Origin of the sequence: Mycobacterium sp. E2479 (assembly GCF_001667925.1) — a bacterium.
Lineage (GTDB): Bacteria > Actinomycetota > Actinomycetes > Mycobacteriales > Mycobacteriaceae > Mycobacterium.
Window position 1 is genome coordinate 1 of the sequence record NZ_LZJR01000150.1, and the last position, 17,851, is coordinate 17,851.

The 17,851-nt window shown below is 65.6% G+C and carries 9 protein-coding genes; 2 read left to right on the plus strand and 7 right to left on the minus strand.

The features are described 5' to 3' along the window. On the plus strand, positions 1 to 11,703 hold an 11,703-nt coding region (locus A5686_RS21935), incomplete at its 5' end, for a non-ribosomal peptide synthetase (RefSeq protein WP_067938596.1). Positions 11,704 to 11,765: 62 nt separating this feature from the next. On the opposite strand, the gene A5686_RS21940 is transcribed toward A5686_RS21935, so the two are convergent. Further along, the gene (locus tag A5686_RS21940) at positions 11,766 to 12,080 is read right to left on the minus strand and encodes a hypothetical protein (protein ID WP_067938598.1); all 315 of its coding nucleotides are present in this window, start codon (positions 12,078 to 12,080) and stop codon (positions 11,766 to 11,768) included. A gap of 98 nt (positions 12,081 to 12,178) precedes the next feature. After that, positions 12,179 to 12,985, minus strand: coding sequence for a DUF732 domain-containing protein (locus A5686_RS21945; protein WP_067938600.1), 807 nt, complete (start codon positions 12,983 to 12,985; stop codon positions 12,179 to 12,181). 152 nt (positions 12,986 to 13,137) lie between these two features. Here A5686_RS21945 and A5686_RS21950 point away from each other — a divergent pair, with 152 nt between their 5' ends. After that, a complete protein-coding gene (locus A5686_RS21950; protein WP_231986454.1) occupies positions 13,138 to 14,079 on the plus strand; it encodes a transglycosylase SLT domain-containing protein in 942 nt (313 codons plus the stop codon). 5 nt (positions 14,080 to 14,084) lie between these two features. Here the strand turns inward: A5686_RS21950 and A5686_RS21955 are convergent, their stop codons facing one another. The 5 genes from A5686_RS21955 to A5686_RS21975 all read right to left on the minus strand — a co-directional run bounded on the left by A5686_RS21955 (position 14,085) and on the right by A5686_RS21975 (position 17,756). Then, the gene (locus A5686_RS21955; RefSeq protein ID WP_067938603.1) at positions 14,085 to 14,321 is read right to left on the minus strand and encodes a hypothetical protein; all 237 of its coding nucleotides are present in this window, start codon (positions 14,319 to 14,321) and stop codon (positions 14,085 to 14,087) included. A gap of 119 nt (positions 14,322 to 14,440) precedes the next feature. After that, complete coding sequence (locus tag A5686_RS21960; RefSeq protein ID WP_067938605.1) at positions 14,441 to 15,418, minus strand: MAP_0585 family protein; 978 nt, start codon at positions 15,416 to 15,418, stop codon at positions 14,441 to 14,443. A gap of 40 nt (positions 15,419 to 15,458) precedes the next feature. After that, a complete protein-coding gene (locus A5686_RS21965) occupies positions 15,459 to 15,935 on the minus strand; it encodes a lipoprotein LpqH (protein ID WP_067938606.1) in 477 nt (158 codons plus the stop codon). Between the two features lie 188 nt (positions 15,936 to 16,123). Next, on the minus strand, positions 16,124 to 16,792 hold the full coding sequence (locus A5686_RS21970) for a S1 family peptidase (RefSeq protein WP_067938667.1): 669 nt from the start codon (positions 16,790 to 16,792) through the stop codon (positions 16,124 to 16,126). Positions 16,793 to 16,880: 88 nt separating this feature from the next. Then, on the minus strand, positions 16,881 to 17,756 hold the full coding sequence (locus tag A5686_RS21975; RefSeq protein ID WP_197520668.1) for an alpha/beta fold hydrolase: 876 nt from the start codon (positions 17,754 to 17,756) through the stop codon (positions 16,881 to 16,883). Positions 17,757 to 17,851: the final 95 nt, after the last annotated feature.

Sequence of the window (17,851 nt, forward strand, 5' to 3'; positions counted from 1 at the left end):
GTCCTCGGTATCGAGCGGGTCGGGATCGACGACTCCTTCTTCGAGCTGGGCGGCGACAGCATCTCGGCGATGCGCCTGATCGCCGCAATCAACACCAACCTGGACTCCGGCCTTTCGGTTCGCACCGTGTTCGAGGCGCCCACGATCGCCCAATTGGCGCCCCGGATCGGTGAGGGGGCGGGTCGGCGACCGCCGCTGGTGCCGGTGGAGCGGCCGACCGTCGTTCCGTTGTCGTTTGCCCAGAGCCGATTGTGGTTTCTCAATCGGTTCGAGGGCGGGGTTGCGACCTACAACATTCCGACCGCTTTCCGGATCAGGGGGGCGTTGGACGTCGAGGCGTTGAGCGCGGCACTCGACGATGTGGTCGCCCGTCATGAATCGCTGCGCACCATATTTCCCGACATCGACGGTGTGCCGTTCCAGGAGGTGTTGCCGGCCCGGGCCGGGATGTGGCGGCGCGAGGGCACGGCGGTGGTGTCGTTGCCGGAGCAGGATGTGGTCGGCGAATTGGCGGCGTTGGGGGGATATCGGTTTGATCTGGCGACAGAGATACCGATTCGTGCCCAGATCTATTCGATCGATCCCGAGCAGCACGTGCTGGGAATCGTGGTGCACCACATAGCTTTTGACGGCTGGTCGCTGGCTCCGATGGTCCGCGATGTGGGCGAGGCGTATCAAGCGCGCCGGCAGGGCCACGCCCCAGGCTGGGCGCCGTTGCCGGTGCAGTATGTCGATTACACGCTGTGGCAACGGGAGAGTCTGGGGGCGGAGTCCGATCCCGACAGCCTGATCGCCGGTCAGTTGCGGTACTGGCTACAGGAGTTGGCCGATCTGCCGGAAGTGGCGTCGTTGCCGACCGATCACGCCCGCCCACCGGTGCCCAGTTACCGCGGTGATGCGGTGGAGATCCGCATCGACCCGCACGTCTGGGCGGGTACCAGGGCGCTGGCGACGGCGCATAACGCGACGGCGTCCATGGTCTTGCAGGCGGTCTTGGCGGTGGTGTTGCACCGGGTCGGCGCCGGCGAGGACGTGGTGCTGGGCACACCGATTGCCGGACGGCAGGATGCGGCACTCGACGATCTCGTCGGTTTTTTCGTCAACACCTGGGTGCTGCGGGTGGGCGTGGATTCTCAGCAGCGGTTCAGCGACGTGCTTCAGCAGGTGCGGCAGAAGGCGCTGGATGCCTACACCAATCAGGATGTGCCGTTTGAGCGCCTCGTCGAACAGCTCAACCCGGCCCGCTCGACCGCGCATCATCCGCTATTCCAGGTCGCCATGGTCTTCCAGAACAACGTGCGCCCCGAGCCTTTGGCGTTCGACGACGTCGGCGTCGAGCCGCTGGGGGGGTCGACCCGCACTGCCAAGTTCGACCTGGATTTCCATCTCAGCGAGGTGCGGCCCGAAAACTCGGATGCGCCGATGGCCGCCGGGGTGGTGACGTATGCGACCGACTTATTTGACCGAACCACCATTGAGCGGTTGGTTACCTGGTTTGGGCGGGTGATCGAGGCTGTCGCGGCGGACGCGTCGGTAGTGGTGGGCGATGTCGCGCTGCTGGATGGCAGTGAGTGTGATCTTGTCCTGTCGGCCTGGTCTGGCATCGGTGTGGAGGCGCCGGCGGGCGTGGCGCCGCAGTTGTTGGCTGCGGCGGTTTCGGCCGACGCGGACGCGGCGGCGCTGATCGACGGTGCGCGAGAGTTGTCGTACCAAGAGCTTGATGAGTGGTCGACGCGGTTGGCACGGGTCCTTATCGAGATTGGGGTCGGTCCGGAGCGCGCGGTGGGCGTGGCGATGGATCGGTGTGCGGAGTTGGTGGTGGCGTGGTGGGCCGTGGTCAAGGCCGGCGGCATATATGTGCCCGTGGACCCCGCCTATCCGATCGAGCGGATCGCCACGGTGCTAGACGCGGTGACGGCTGTGTGTGTGTTGACCAGTGGTCGGGACACCATGGCTGGGGCCGGCGCGCGCCCGGTGATTCGCGTCGACGCTCTCGACGTGTCCGGGCATTCCGCGGATCCCATCACCGACTCCGACCGAATTGCCCCGCTGTGGGTGGACGACACCGCGTACGTCATCTTCACTTCTGGGTCTACCGGTGTCCCCAAGGGGGTGACGGTAAGCCATGCCGGTCTGTTGGGATTGGTTGCGGCGCAACGCAAGATCTTCGAATCAGGCACGGATGCGCGCGTATTGATGGTCGCCGTGCCGACCTTCGATGCCTCGGTCTTCGAAATGGTGTGGGCGGCGGGATCCGGCGCGGCGTTGGTGGTGGCCCCGCCGCAGGTGTATGCCGGAGACGCACTAACCGGGTTGCTGCAGGACCGGCGGGTCAGTGCAGCGGTGATCACCCCCTCGGTGTTGACGTCACTGGATCGGGCCCGACTCGACGGGGTGGACACGCTGGTCACCATGGGCGAGGCCTGCCCGCAGGAGCTGGTGGCCGCATGGGCGCCAGGTCGGCGGATTTTCAACGCCTACGGTCCTACTGAGGCCACGATCTGGGCCTCGTGCAGTGCGCCGCTGTCGGGGGGGCAGCCGGTCAACATCGGCGCCCCGATTCCGGGCATGTGCGCGCTGGTGCTCGACGCCCGACTGAACCCGACGCCGATCGGGGTGGTCGGCGAGCTGTATTTAAGTGGGCCGGCCCTGGCGCAGGGCTATGTAGGTCGCGCGGATTTGACCGCGGAACGATTCGTCGCGGACCCATATGTTGGTGCGGGGTCACGTATGTATCGCACGGGTGACCTCGTGCGCTGGACCCGCGCCGGCAGCCTCGACTATCTGGGCCGGGCGGACACTCAGATCAAATTGCGAGGACAGCGCATCGAACCGGGCGAAATCGAAAACACGCTATTGGCTTGCCCGCAGGTCGCCCGGGCCGCCGTCACGGTGCATCGGAGCGACACCGGTTCCCAGCTGATCGCTTACATCACCATCGAGCACACCAGCACCGCCGACCAGGACGCCGAAATCGTTGAGGAATGGCAACACCTCTATGACGAGCTCTACGACGCCGATGTCGAGGCGCCGGGATTCGGCATGGACTTCCGGGGTTGGAACAGTAGTTATACCGATGACGCGATTCCGCTTGAGGAGATGGTGGAGTGGCGCTCTGCCACGGTAGATCGGATCATGGCCCTGCGGCCGCGGCGGGTGTTGGAGATCGGCGTGGGCTCCGGACTGGTGTTGTCGCAGATTGCCCCGGTGTGTGAGCGCTACGTGGCCACCGATATTTCCGCGGTGGTTATCGACAGGCTGGCCCGCACACTCGAGGACTTGCAGATCCCGTGGCGTGATCGGGTAGAGCTGCTGACCCGACCGGCTCACGTCACTGAGGCACTGCCAGAGGGCGGCTTCGACACCATCATTCTCAACTCGGTCGTGCAGTACTTCCCTAACGCGGGATATCTGGGTGACCTCATCAACAACGCCATGGATCTGCTGGCTCCAGGCGGTTCTCTGTTTATCGGTGATGTGCGAAACCACAGCCTGCAGAGCGCGTTCCAAACCGGGGTCGCGCTGGCCCGCACCACTTCCACCGACGCCGCCGAAATCCGTCAGCGAGTCCAGTCCGCAATGCTCGGCGAGCCCGAATTACTGCTTGCCCCAGAGTTTTTCACTGCCCTCGCCGCCGCTCATGCTTCGGTGGCCGGAGTTGACATCGAAGTCAAACGCGGATTTGCCGACAACGAACTCAACCGGTATCGCTACGACGTCGTCTTCTACAAAGCTCCTGCCCCGGTGCGCTCACTGGCCGGCGCACCCACCTGGTCCTGGACCGATTGCGCTGGCCTCGACGGCCTGCGCACGCGGCTGTTAGCCGAACGTCCGGCCACGGTCCGCGTCACCGACATACACCGCGCGGGAGTGATCAGCGACGTCCGCATCGAACGAGGCCTTGCCGCCGGGCTGCCCCCGGGCGAGGCAGTCGTCGAAGCCGGCAGCTGGAACGCGGACGTCGTCCCCGAAGAATTGCACCGCATCGGTGACACCACCGGATACCACGTCGCCGTCACTTGGGGAGCCCAACGGGGCACCCTGGATGCCGTCTTCATCGCCCCCAGCGACGGCGGTACCCAGCACGCCCCACCGCTGACCGATCTCTACCTGGCCTCCGCCGGGGCAGACCAAAGCAGGGTCAAATCCAACGACCCCAACACCAACACCAAACTCGGCGCGGTGCGCCAACGGTTGAGCGCGCGGTTGCCCGAATACATGGTGCCGACGCAGATTTTGGTGCTCGAGGAGTTCCCGTTGACCGCCTCGGGCAAGCTCGACCGCAAAGCGTTGCCCGCACCGTTATTTGCCGGCGCACCGTTTAGGGCGCCACATACCGAGACCGAGAAAGTTGTCGCCGAGGCGTTCGCCGAGGTGTTGGGCGTGAACCGCGTTGGCCTTGACGACGACTTCTTCGCAATGGGTGGCGATTCCTTGATAGCCACCCGGGCGAGCGCGCGGCTGCAGTTGAGGTTGGGCAGGGAAGTGCCGGTGCGGTATCTGTTCGACGCGTCCACGGTCGGAGGCCTCGCGCAGTACCTGGACCGGAATCGTGGCGGCACTGCTCGCCCACCGGTGCGACCGATGTCGCGCCCGGCACGAATCCCACTGTCGTATGCCCAGAGCCGGCTGTGGTTCATCGATCAGTTGCAGGGCCCGTCGCCGGTGTACAACATGCCCGCAGCGCTGCGGTTGTGCGGGCGGCTTGATGCCGACGCACTGGGTGCGGCGGTGGGTGATTTGGTGGATCGCCATGAGAGTTTGCGGACTCTGTTCACGGTGCACGAGGGGACACCCGTGCAGGTGGTGGTGCCCGGTGAGCAGGCCGACTTTGGGTGGGACGTCGTAGATGCCACTGGCTGGCCGACGACCCGGCTGGATGAGGCAATCGGCGCGGCGGTGCGCTACACGTTTGATCTGGCTAGCGAAATCCCGTTGCGCGCCTGGCTTTTCCGCGTGGCCGACGACGAACACGTGTTGGTGGTCGTGGTGCACCATATCGCGGCGGACGGCTGGTCTATCGCCCCGCTGGCTCGCGATTTGGGTGTCGCATATGCCAGCCGATGCGCTGGGCGGGCTCCCGACTGGGCGCCGTTACCAGTTCAGTACGCCGATTACACGCTGTGGCAGCGCGAAAGCTTTGGTGATCTGGCGGATAGCGACAGCCCCATCGCTGCGCAGCTGAGCTTTTGGGAAGACACCCTGGCCGGGATGCCCGAGCGCCTGCAGCTTCCCACCGACCGGCCATATCCGCCGGTGGCAGATCAGCGCGGTGCCAATGTGGCGGTCAGCTGGGGAACAGGTCTGCAACAAAGGGTTCACCGAATTGCTCGCGAGCACAACGCCACCAGCTTCATGGTGGTTCAGACCGCCTTGGCGGTGCTGCTCGCCAAACTCAGCGCCAGCAGCGATGTGGCGGTGGGGTTCCCGGTCGCCGGGCGCCGCGACCCCGGGCTGGATGAGTTGGTGGGTTTCTTCGTCAACACCTTGGTGCTACGTGTCGATCTGGCCGGTGATCCCACTGTCGCTGAGTTGCTGGCACAGGTCCGGCGGCGCAGCCTGGCCGCCTACGAACACCAAGACGTGCCTTTCGAGCTGCTCGTAGATCGACTCAAGCCCACGCGATCGCTCACCCATTCCCCCCTGATCCAGGTGGCGTTGACCTGGCAGAATCTGCCCTGGCAGCAAGGCGACGCCGCCGGACTTACCTTTGGTGATCTGCGGGCCACACAGCTGCGGGTGGACACCCAGACCGCCCGCATGGATTTGGCGTTTTCGTTGGCCGAACGCTTCACCGAGGACGGTGAGCCTGCTGGGATCGGCGGAACGGTGGAGTTTCGTACCGACGTGTTCGATGCGGTCAGTATCGAGCTGCTGATCGCCCGGTTGGAGCGGGTGCTGGCGGCGATGAGCGCCGATCCCGCGCGGCGATTGTCGTCAATGGATGTGGTGGATGCGGCTGAGCGCGACCGGTTGGAGCAGTGGGGCAACCGGGCGGCGCTGACCCGGCCCGCGCCCGTGCCGGTGTCGGTGCCAGCGCTGTTCGGCGCGCAGGTGGCGCGCGCACCGCATGCGGTGGCAATCCGCTGCGGGCAGAGTTCATGGACCTACCGCGAGTTGGATGAGGCGTCGAATCGGTTGGCGCATGTGTTGGCCGGCCGGGGTGTGGGTCCGGGCGAGTGTGTGGCGTTGCTGTTCAACCGTTCGTTTGAGGCGGTCGTGGCGATGTTGGCGGTACTCAAGGCGGGTGCGGCTTATTTACCGATGGACCCGGCGGCGCCGGCAGCGCGGATCGAGTTCATGGTTGACGATGCTGGACCGATCGTCGCGATCACCACGGCGGAGTTGGCCGATCGGCTCGACGGCCATGATGTGGCGGTCGTGGATGTTCGTGACCCCACTGTCGACACCCAGCCCGGTACGGCGTTGCCCGGGCTGGGGCCGGCCCCTGATGACCTCGCTTACCTCATTTACACCTCCGGTACCACGGGGGCGCCCAAGGGGGTGGCGGTCACTCACCACAACGTGACTTATTTGGCGGAGTCGTTGCCCACTGCGCTGTCGTTGCCCGGAGTGTGGACGCAGTGTCATTCCTATGCGTTCGACTTCTCGGTGTGGGAGATCTGGGGTGCGTTGCTGCGGGGTGGCCGGTTGGTGGTGGTGCCGGAAGAGATAACGGGCGCACCCGATGACTTCCACGCCCTGCTGGTCGCCGAAGGGGTGAACGTCTTGACCCAGACCCCCTCGGCGGTGGCGGTGCTGTCCCCGCAGGGGTTGGGGTCGACGGCGTTGCTGCTCGGCGGGGAGGCGTGTCCGCCGGAGGTGGTGCAGCGCTGGGCGCCGGGGAGGGTGGTGGTCAACGCCTATGGCCCGACCGAGGCCACGGTTTATGTGGCGATCAGCGCACCGTTGTCAGCGGGGACCAAGGTAGTGCCGATCGGGTCGCCGGTGTTGGGGGCGGCGTTGTTTGTGCTCGACGGGTGGTTGCGGGCGGTGCCCGCCGGTGTCGTGGGTGAGTTGTATGTCGCCGGTGCCCGCGTGGGGGTGGGCTATGTGGGCCGGACGGGGTTGACCGGGTCGCGGTTTGTGGCGTGTCCCTTCGGCGGTCCGGGGACCCGGATGTATCGCACTGGGGATTTGGTGCGTTGGGGCGGTGATGGGCAGCTGCAGTATGTGGGCCGAGCTGATGACCAGGTCAAGATCCGCGGGTATCGCATTGAATTGAGTGAAGTCCAGGCGGCGCTGGCCGGCCTTCCTGGGGTGGGGCAGGCGGTGGTGGTCGCCCGCGAGGAGCGCCCCGGTGATAAGCGCCTGGTCAGCTATGTCACCGGGACAGCCGAGCCCGGCGAGATCCGCGCACAGTTGGGCGAGCGGTTGCCGGCGTACATGATGCCGGCGGCAATCGTGGTGGTGGAAGCGCTGCCAGTGACCACCAGCGGCAAAGTGGACACCCGCGCCCTGCCCGCCCCGGAATACCGGGACCTCGACCGGTATCACCCCCCGAGCAACGCGATCGAGGACATGTTGGCCGGTATCTACGCCCAGGTGCTGGGCCTGGACCGGGTCGGGGCCGATGACTCGTTCTTCGAATTGGGTGGGGATTCCCTGGCGGCGATGCGTCTGGTCGCCGCGGTCAATGCCGGCCTGGGTGCAAACCTGGCGGTGCGTGCGGTGTTCGAGACGCCTACGGTTGCCGGGTTGGCGCCCCGTGTCGGGGCGGAGGCAGGCCGGTTTGAACCGTTGGTGGCCACAGCGCGACCCGAAGTGGTGCCATTGTCGTTCGCCCAGAACCGGCTGTGGTTCATCGACCAGTTGCAGGGTCCTTCACCGATCTACAACATCCCTGTGTCATTTCGACTGCGAGGGCCGCTTGACACCGAGGCATTGGGTGCGGCGCTGGCCGATGTGATGGGTCGCCATGAGAGCCTGCGCACGCTGTTCCCGGCCGTCGACGGGATACCCCGCCAGCTGGTGGTGCCCGCCGAGCGCGCCGACTTCGGCTGGGAGATCGTTGATACCAGCGATTGGCCGCCGGCCCGGCTGGCCGAGGCCATCGACACCGCGGTCCGGTACACGTTTGACCTGTCCTCCGAAATCCCGCTGCACGCAACGCTTTTCCATGTCGGCGACGACGAGCACGTGCTGGCAGTGGTTGTACACCACATCGCCGCCGACGGCTGGTCGATCGCCCCGCTGGTGCGTGACCTGGGGGTGGCTTACGCCAGCCGGTGCGCGGGGAAAGCCCCCGGATGGGCGCCATTGGCGGTTCAGTATGTCGACTACGCCCTGTGGCAGCGCGGGCAGCTGGGCAGTCTCGAGGATGGCCACAGCCTGATCGCCGCGCAGCTGGCGTACTGGGAGAACGCCCTCGCCGGCATGCCCGATCGCCTGCAGCTGCCCACCGATCGACCCTACCCACCGGTGGCTAATCTGCTTGGCGCCAGTGTGGCGGTGCACTGGCCGGCTCAGCTGCAGCAGCAAGTGACGCTGGTGGCTCGTGAGCACAACGCGACCAGTTTCATGTTGATCCAGGCCGCGCTGGCGGTGCTGCTGGCCAAGCTCAGCGCGAGCGCAGATGTAGCGGTTGGGTTCCCCATCGCAGGGCGGCGGGACCCCGCCCTTTATGACCTGGTTGGCTTCTTCGTCAACACCTTGGTGCTGCGGGTCGATTTGACCGGAGATCCCAGCCTGGCCGAATTGCTGGCCCAAGTGCGTGGGCGCAGCCTGGCCGCCTACGAGCACCAAGACGTGCCCTTTGAACTGCTCGTTGAGCGGCTTAACCCGACCCGCAGCCTTACCCATCACCCACTGGTGCAGGTGGCGTTGGCTTGGCAGAACTTCGGCGGCCAGGACACTACGAACCTCGGCGCCGGATTCGCGTCGGGTGACCTGCAGATCGCGCCGCTGTCGGTGGACACCCACAGCGCGCGCATGGACCTGACCTTTTCGCTGGCCGAACGCTGGACCGAGGGCGGTGAACCCGCCGGGATCGGGGGCGCGGTGGAATTCCGCACCGATGTGTTCGACGTAAAAACCATCGAAGCGCTGATCAAACGGTTGGAGCGGGTACTGGTGGCGATCACTGCCGACCCCAGCCGGCGATTGTCGTCAGTGGATCTGCTCGATGAGGCTGACCACGCTCGCCTCGACGAACTCGGCAACCGGGCAGTATTGGCCCAGCCCAGACCGCGGACGGCGGTGTCCATTCCGGCGTTGTTCGCCGCGCAGGTCGAGCGAGCCCCAGACGCGGTGGCAACGGTCTGCGGCGATCGTGCGTGGACCTACCGCGAACTGGAGGACACCGCTAACCGGTTGGCGCACCTGCTGGCCGACCATGGTGCGGGCCCCGGGCAATGTGTGGCATTGCTGTTGTCCCGGTCCGTCGAGGCGATCGCGGCGATCTTGGCGGTACTCAAAACCGGTGCCGCCTACGTCCCGGTCGATCCGGCGCTGCCGGAGGCCCGGATCGGATTCATCCTCGCCGACGCCACACCCATCGCCGCGGTCACCACCGCGGCCCTGCGGTCCCGGCTGGACGGGCATGACATACCGGTGGTCGATGTCCATGACGACGCTGTGCAGAGCCAACCTAGTACGGCACTACCGACGCCGGCCCCTGATGACCTCGCCCACATCATTTACACCTCCGGCACCACGGGGGTGCCCAAGGGCGTGGCAGTGACCCATCACAATGTGGCCCAGCTGTTCGATTCGCTGAATGCGGGCATTGAGTTGGTGCCGGGGCAGGTGTGGACACAGTTTCACTCCTTGGCCTTCGACTTTTCGGTGTGGGAAATTTGGGGCGCGTTGCTGCACGGGGGTCGGCTGGTTGTGGTGCCCGAAGAGGTGACGCGCTCACCGGAGGACTTCCACGACCTGCTGATTGCGGAACGGGTCAGCGTGTTGACCCAGACTCCATCGGCTGTGGGAATGCTCTCGCCTGAGGGGTTGGGGCCGGCCGCGTTGGTCATCGGCGCTGAGCCGTGCCCGGCCGAGCTGGTGGATCGCTGGGCGCCGGGCCGCGTGATGATCAACGTCTACGGGCCGACCGAAACGACGATGTGGGCGTCTAAGAGCGCGCCGTTGACTGCGGGGTCAGGGTCGCCGCCGGTTGGCTCGCCGGTGCCGGGGGCTGCCTTCTTCGTGCTGGATGCGTGGTTGCGGCCGGTCCCCTCCGGTGTGGTGGGCGAGTTGTATGTGGCCGGCAGAGGGGTGGGTTGCGGCTATTGGCGTCGGTCGGGGTTGACCGCGTCGCGGTTCGTGGCGTGTCCGTTCGCAGGCGCGGACGGTGCCGGAGCGCAGGGGCACCGGATGTATCGGACCGGGGATCTGGTGCGGTGGCGCGCCGACGGGCAACTGGACTATCTGGGACGCGCTGACGAACAGGTCAAGATACGTGGGTATCGCATCGAACTCGGTGAAGTTCAGGCTGCGCTGGCAGCGCTGGACGGGGTGGATCAGGCAGTGGTAGTCGCCCGCGAGGACGGGTCTGGCGGCAGACGTCTGGTGGGCTACATCACGGGCAACGCCCACCCGGCCGAGACCCGCGCCGCGCTGGCCACTCGCCTACCGGCATACATGATCCCCGCGGCGGTAGTGGCGCTTGACGCATTGCCATTGACGGTCAACGGGAAACTCGACAGACGCGCCCTGCCTGCACCGGAATATGACGGCACCAATGGTTATCGGGCCCCCGCCACTCCTACTGAGGAGACGCTCGCCGGCATCTACGCTGAAGTGCTCGGGCTGGAGCGGGTCGGGGTCGACGACTCGTTCTTCGACCTAGGCGGGGATTCGCTTTCGGCGATGCGAGTGGTCGCCGAAATCAATAAGCGCCTGGATGCCGACCTCGCGGTGCGCACCTTGTTCCACGCGCCGTCGGTTCGAAGCTTGAGCCGGCAGTTGGGTACAGGTGCCAGCCAGCTCGACATAGTCCCCGTCGAGGTCCTCAAAGAGGGCGCTGATCTTCCGCTGTTTTGCATCCATCCCGGGGGCGGGATGAGTTGGCCGTATCAGCGTCTTAGTAATTACCTCGACTGCCCCATCATTGGAATTCAACAACTTTTAGTGGACGACGAAGCTGAACCCCAGACAATTCCCGATATGGCGAAGAATTACGCCGACAGGATACAAAAGGTTGATCCTAACGGGCCTTACAACGTTCTGGGCTGGTCTTTTGGAGGGCTCGTCGCTCACGAAGTCGCCATTGAGCTTCAGCAACGTGGATGCGCAATCGCACGCCTTATCCTGTTCGACGCTCAGCTGAGTCTCGACGGCGCGAGCGTGCCGACCCATCCCTTAGAGGACAGGCAGATGCTGGAAGAAATTCTGCGGTTTTATGGCATAGATGTTCCCGGGCAGGAAGAGCCGCTCAACGCCGATCAGATAGAAAAATTAATGCTCGAACGAGGGATCAAAGACTTCCCTAGATATAAACGGCTTGTTGATTGGATAATCCAAAACTTTAATAAGAACATGGAGTTACAACGAGCTCACGAACCTCGCATTTTCGACGGTGATCTGACCATATTCTCTGCGGTGGGCACGGAGAGCGATCGCGGTTCATATCTTATTGAGACTTGGCAGCCGTACGTCGCCGGCGACATTACAGAGTATCCGGTCGACTGCGCACATGAGAATATGTTGACTATCGAATCGCTCAGCCTGTACGGCGAACAACTCAGACTTCTTTTAGGACCGTAGATCGCCGTTGCTGCGCGGCACACCGGCGGTGAACGTCGCAGCATTCGATGCAAGGCTGGTTGTCACGAAATTGGGTCAACCCGCCGGGGTTCGCGGTGCTTTGCGTTCCAGTCGCTTTCAAGTTTCCGGACTCGCCTTGCCTCTTTCCATAACCAGGCCCCGGCAGTCGCAATGGCCAGCAGCGCGGTGACAGCGGTGATGAGCCCGGCCTGATATTGCCGGTGGGCCAAGCTCGCAAGGCAGATCCCATATGCCACCAAGCCAACCGTCATCAGAAGCAGCGCAGGCTCTTTGGCCGGACTCTTCAGCGCCTGCCCCACTAGCGGGCGGCTGGTCCGCTGGTGGTCCACAGGATCGATAGAGGTGAGATAGCGCATAAGGCCTCCTCAGCTGTAGACGCTACTCACCCATGATCACGAAAACAATGACTGCAGGTCACTATTTCCGTCCGAAATCTTCTGCCTCCGCGACGCGATTACGGACGGCCCGGGACACCGGGCAGACCGTCTTGAATGTCATGCAGATTCCCTTGAATGCCTTGCAATTTACGCTCGATGGCCTGCAGATCAGAGAGGGTGTTCTGATAGGCCGGCGAGATCTGGTCCGGCGTCGTTGGCCGAGATTGTGGGCAGTAGGAGGCGATGGCCCCCGCGGTTACGGCGGTACTTTGATCGGCATCCCATACAGATGTTCGTTGCACGAAGCCGACTGCGTCTGCGAAGTTCGGTTGGTGCGCCAGGAAGTCGCACACCGCATGTCCTTGGGCCATCACGTAGTCCTGGCTGGGAACTGGCACGCCTTCCTGTTTCAGCACGGAGATGAACGCCGCGTCAACTGCGTTGATCGCTGGAGCGGACGGCTTCGGCGCGGCCGGTGTGGAGGGCGCGGCCGGCGTGACGGGTGCGGCCGACGGCGGGCTCTCCTCCGACTGCGCCGATGGACCTTGGCGGTGGAGCACGAACATCACCACCACCGCGGAGACCACGGCCACCAGAGACAGCGGTAATGCCGCGAAAAGACCGAAGCGGCGCAGCGCAGCGACCTTATGTCGCCGAGGCACCATGGCGCGGAGTCTGCTGGCGCGCGACCGGGCGGCGGTGACGACCTCGGTCTCCAAGGCGTCGAACAAGTCGAGCTCAGAAGTCCCAGCGCCGTGGGCCAAGATCTCGTCGAGCAATTGGTCGGCCTCCACGATCGAGGGCCGACCGCCCTGCTCGCGGATCGCCTGGCGCCGCAGCGCGATGAGCCGCAATTCCGAGTCGATCTTCTCGCGGTCGCGCATACCAATCAGTTTGAGAGTGCCACGCAATTGTGACAACTCCCTGCGAAAAAACGACCGTCACATCATTGATGTCCCAGGCTCCGATGCGACAGACTCGCGGTGACCAACAAAACCGGAGCCATGAAACTCGACATTGGACGGACGTGATCACCGTGACTCGTGACCGGCGCACCGCACCACTCGTCGTCGGCGCGATCGTGTGGGGGCTCGCTGGGTGTTCCGCGCACCCGACGGCCGCGGCCGGACCCACCACAGCCGCACGCGTCGCCGAGGCTCCGGCGCCGACGACGCGGATGGTGCCCGCCGACCAGGCGACTGGAGGTGCACAGCCTCGCCTGGCGCCGGACCCCGCGCAGTTGGCCGACGACCTGGTGGCCGACGAGCGCGCGCTGCGTGATCCAGGGACACCGGACCCGGCGCTGACGGCGGCAGCACATCGCGAGCAGGCGGCCTACCGCGCCATTGGGCGCCACCCCGAATGGGATGCCATCACGCGCCCGCGGATCCCCCCGGAGTTGCTCGATGTCTACAACCGCAATGTTGAAGCCCGCCGCCAACTCACCGCGCTGACCCCGGTGCGCGCAACCCTTCCGGCATGGCGCATCGTGGCGCCGGCACCGGCCGACGAGCTGATGAACTACTACCACCAGGCGGAGTCTGAATCCGGTGTCAGTTGGAACTACCTGGCTGCGATCAATTTCGTGGAGTCCCGCTTCGGCAGCATCGCCGGCGCGAGCACCGCCGGCGCCCAGGGACCCATGCAGTTTTTGCCCTCGACGTTCGCCGGCTACGGCCAAGGTGGCGACATCCACTCGCCCCACGACAGCATCCTGGCGGCGGGACGCTACCTGGCCGCCAATGGCTTCGCCAACGACCGGGATCACGCCATCTACGGCTACAACCACGCCCACGAATATGTTCGTGCCGTCGACGACTACGCGGCGCTGATGGCCGACGATCCCGCGACGTTCGCCGCGTATTACCGATGGGACGTCTACTGCCTGACGACGGCGGGCGATGTGTTGCTTCCCATCGGGTATGACGCGTCCGCGCCGATCCCGGCCGCCGATTATGTGGCGGCCCACCCGCAGTAATCCACCTAGACGTATTTGCGGGCAATGTCCCGCAGATGCGAACGCAGGTCTTGACCGGTGGCCCTTTCCAGTCTGATGCCCAGCTCGCCGGCGAGATTAACGAAGCCCATCAACAGCATGAGCTCGCCGTGGGGCTCGCCCACGTTCTCGACCAACCGGCTCCAGGCGAAGTCTGGGTCGCTCTCGGATGACCAGGCCGTCATGACCTCGATGGCTCGGCGAACGTTCTCCTTCACGTCCATGCCCGCAGCCTGCCATGGCGGCGCTGCCCGCGCGGGGTCGAGACGGCGCGGTAAACGCGTCAGCGGGCGCGCCGATTTACGGTCGCGCCCGCTGACGGTTTCAGGGCGATCGGTACGGATCAGTACAGCGGCACCCACACACCGAAGAACCAGTAGCCCCAACCCCCGTACTGCCAGTTGAAGACCGGGATGACGGTGAAGGTGTTGTAGTTGAAAGGTCCGAAGTCGCGCCGTGCCAGAGCAATGTCACGCGGTGGACCGTCCCAAGGCCGGTTCCAGCCTCCCGGAGGCGGCGGACCGTTCCAGCCACCTGGAGGCGGCGGGCCGTCCCAGTGAGGCGGCGGGTGGCCCGGAGCGGGGCCATCGTTCCAGCCGTATCCGTGCTGCCGCGGTGGCGGGGGCGCGCCGCGGCCCGGGAGGCTGAATTGGACATCCGGACCGCTGGGGCCACCGATTTGTGCGCTGGCGGTGACCAAGTCGTGGCGCGGAATGTACGGCGGGTGCGGAGGCTGCGTCGCCGGCGGGTTCAGCGTCTCGTACCGCTGCCTGTTGTTCGGCGGTGGGTTCTGGGTGTTTGCCGGCGCATTCGTCTGCCCGCCCTGCGCCGGAGGGTTTTGGCCGTGCTCGTTGGGCGGGTTGGTCTGACCGCCCTGCGGCGGGTATTGACCGTGTTCATTGGGCGGCGTGTTCTGCCCCGTCTGGCCGGGGTTCTGACCATGCTGGTTGGGCTCTGGGGTGTTCGGGCCACCCTGCGGCGGGTTCGTCTGACCACCCTGCGCCGGCGGACTGTTGTGACCGCCCTGTGCCGGCGGAGTATTTCCGCCACCCGCCTGACCGCCGGGGCCGCCCGGCCCGCCGCCCGATCCGCCTGGCTGACCGCCCGGTCCACCCGGCTGGCCGCCCGGTCCACCCGGCTGGCCGCCCGGTCCACCCGGCTGGCCGCCGGGCCCGCCGGGGTTGCCCCCGCCGCCACCGCCGCCGTGGCAGTTCGGGCACGGGGGTGGTGGGTCGAGCGGAGCGGAGTAGGCCGATGCGGCATTCAGCGTGGAGATGCTCAGACCGGCAGCCAACGCGGCAGCGCTGACGACACGTTTCATAGACATAGCTGCGTCCCCTCTTGGGTGTCGTGGGCCTGCACTACGGGCAGGTGAGGTCCAACTCGAACGGCTTGGTTACCTGCTGCGGTTGTTGCGGGTTGCTCATGTCGGTGCCGGTAGCGGTCCCCTTGATCGCCCAGTCCTTGCCGTTGACCGCGGCCCCCGCGTTACCGCTTTGATTCGGCGCAGCGTCGGAGAAGCCGAGCGCGACGCCGTTGACGGTGCCCAGCCCGACGGAGTGCACCAAAGGCGGATTTCCATTGCTGACCACGGCACCGAGGCCGGCGGTCGGGTCACCTATGCCGATGTTGATGTTGTCACCCGCGGCGGTGCAGGTGACCTGCCCGCTGATGTTTTGATTCTGCCCATCGACGGTGAGTACCGGACCCGCCGCTGCCGGTGCAGACGACGACGGCGACCCCGACGATCCGGTGCTGGACTTGTTGCTCGAGCATCCGGCACTGGCCGCGACCATAAGGGTCACGGCGGCCACGCCGGCCACCATCCCACGCTTCACTACTGCTTCCCTTCGTGTCGCTGGTCCCGCTGCTGCCTCGTTACCTCGGCCGCGTCAACACAGCTAGGCTGCCCGGGCCGTCGGAACGACGCGTCGCGGCCGGTTCCACCTGATACCCGGTACCCCGGGCTCGCAAACGCCAACTCGCGTGCCGCTGGCCGGTTCAGCCACCGTCGGTGAGCGCCTCTTCACGGAAGCACGCGAAGCCCCCACCTGCCCAGCAGCGGATTGATGAGCATGAAGTAGGTCGTGTAGTCGTCACCGTCCGGCGATGACATCAGCAGACCGACCGCGCTGACGGTGCCGTCCGGGTTCATCACGAAGCCCGGGCTGCCACTGTCACCGTCGAGGCTGAACACGCTGGCCTCGACGACGTCACCATCGATGCTTTTGATGACACCACACGTCTCGCCGGTCACCGCGCCGATCTTGCAGAATGGCATGCCGGGCTGAATTTGCTGACGGCTCAACACATCACGAACTCGATACCTGCCGCCGACGTCGCCCACCGGCATCCCGACACTGGGCTCCAGACGGATGATCGCGGCGTCTCGCTTATCACCGTCGTGCTCGCTGGCGGAGATCCTGCCAAGGGGAGCGTCGTTGCCGTACGTCCATTCGGCGCCGTCGTGCGAGTCGCAGTGCCCGCTCGTCATCAGATAGTAGCTGCCGTCGGATCCCTGCGCTGCGAATCCTGCTGTGCACCTGCCGGATTCATGATCGACTCCGATGCCCGGCGCGGGTGGCGGCGACGGCAGAGCCGGGGGCGGCGCTGCCAGAGCGGTTTTCGCCACCGCTGTTGCGGCCACCATCAGAGCCCCCAGCAGCCTCAACAACCGCAACCACCGCATGGTCACGCCGTCCTCCTCTGCTTGCGCCGGCCAGATAATAGCAGTGTTGCCGACCTGAAATGAGCTGGCGACCAATCCGTTCCGCGCACGCAGGTCATCCGGCGTCAACGTGGCGGGTAAGGAAGTCCAGCACGGCGTCGGCAAAGATGTCGTTGCGATCGCCGGCCACCATGTGTCCCGCGCCGCGGACATCGGTGAATTCGACTTGCGGGAAACGCGCGAGGAATTCGTCGGCGCGCTCTTGGCTGACCAGGTCGCTCATCTGACCGCGGACCAGCAGAATGGGCACCCCTCCGCGCAGGATGGCCGCCACGGCGGCGTGCATCCGGTCGGGGTCGGTTACCTCGAAAGGAGGGAAAGCGGCAGTGCCGCTAATGAATTGGGGATCCCAATGCCAGTACCAACGATCACCGCGGCGGCGCAGGTTGGTGGTCAGGCCTGCCAAATCGGTTGGTCGCGGCCGGTGCGGATTGTATTCGGCGATCGCGTCGGCGACTTCGTCGAGTGAGCTGAAACCCGACTCCACCCGGTCGGCCATGAAGGCATGTATCCGGTTGGCCCCGGACTGGTCCATGTTCGGCACGATGTCCACCAACACGACAGCACTGGCGATGCCGGGGGACAGCTCCCCGGCGAGCAGCATCGACGTGAACCCACCCAGGGAAGCACCGACCAACACCGGCTGCGGGGGCAGCGTGCGCAGCACCTCTTGGACGTCGGCGGCGAAACTGACGACGCGGTAATCACCGTCGTCGGACCAATCCGATTCGCCGTGGCCGCGGAGGTCGACGGTGACGGCTTGCCACCCCCGCGCGGCGACAGCGGCGGCCGCCTTGCCCCAGGATCGGCGGGTTTGTCCGCCGCCGTGCAAGAAGACCACCGCGCGCGCCTGCGCATCCCCCAAACGGTCAGCGACGATCTGCACCCCGCCGGGGCCCTGGATCGTAAACGGTTCAGCTGCCGCGGGCACCAGGTGATACTAAGGCGCCCCACACGAAGAGCTCGCGTTGGCTTAACGTCAGTTGCATGCCGCGGCGTCAATTTTTAAGGTGTCGGGCGCTGCCG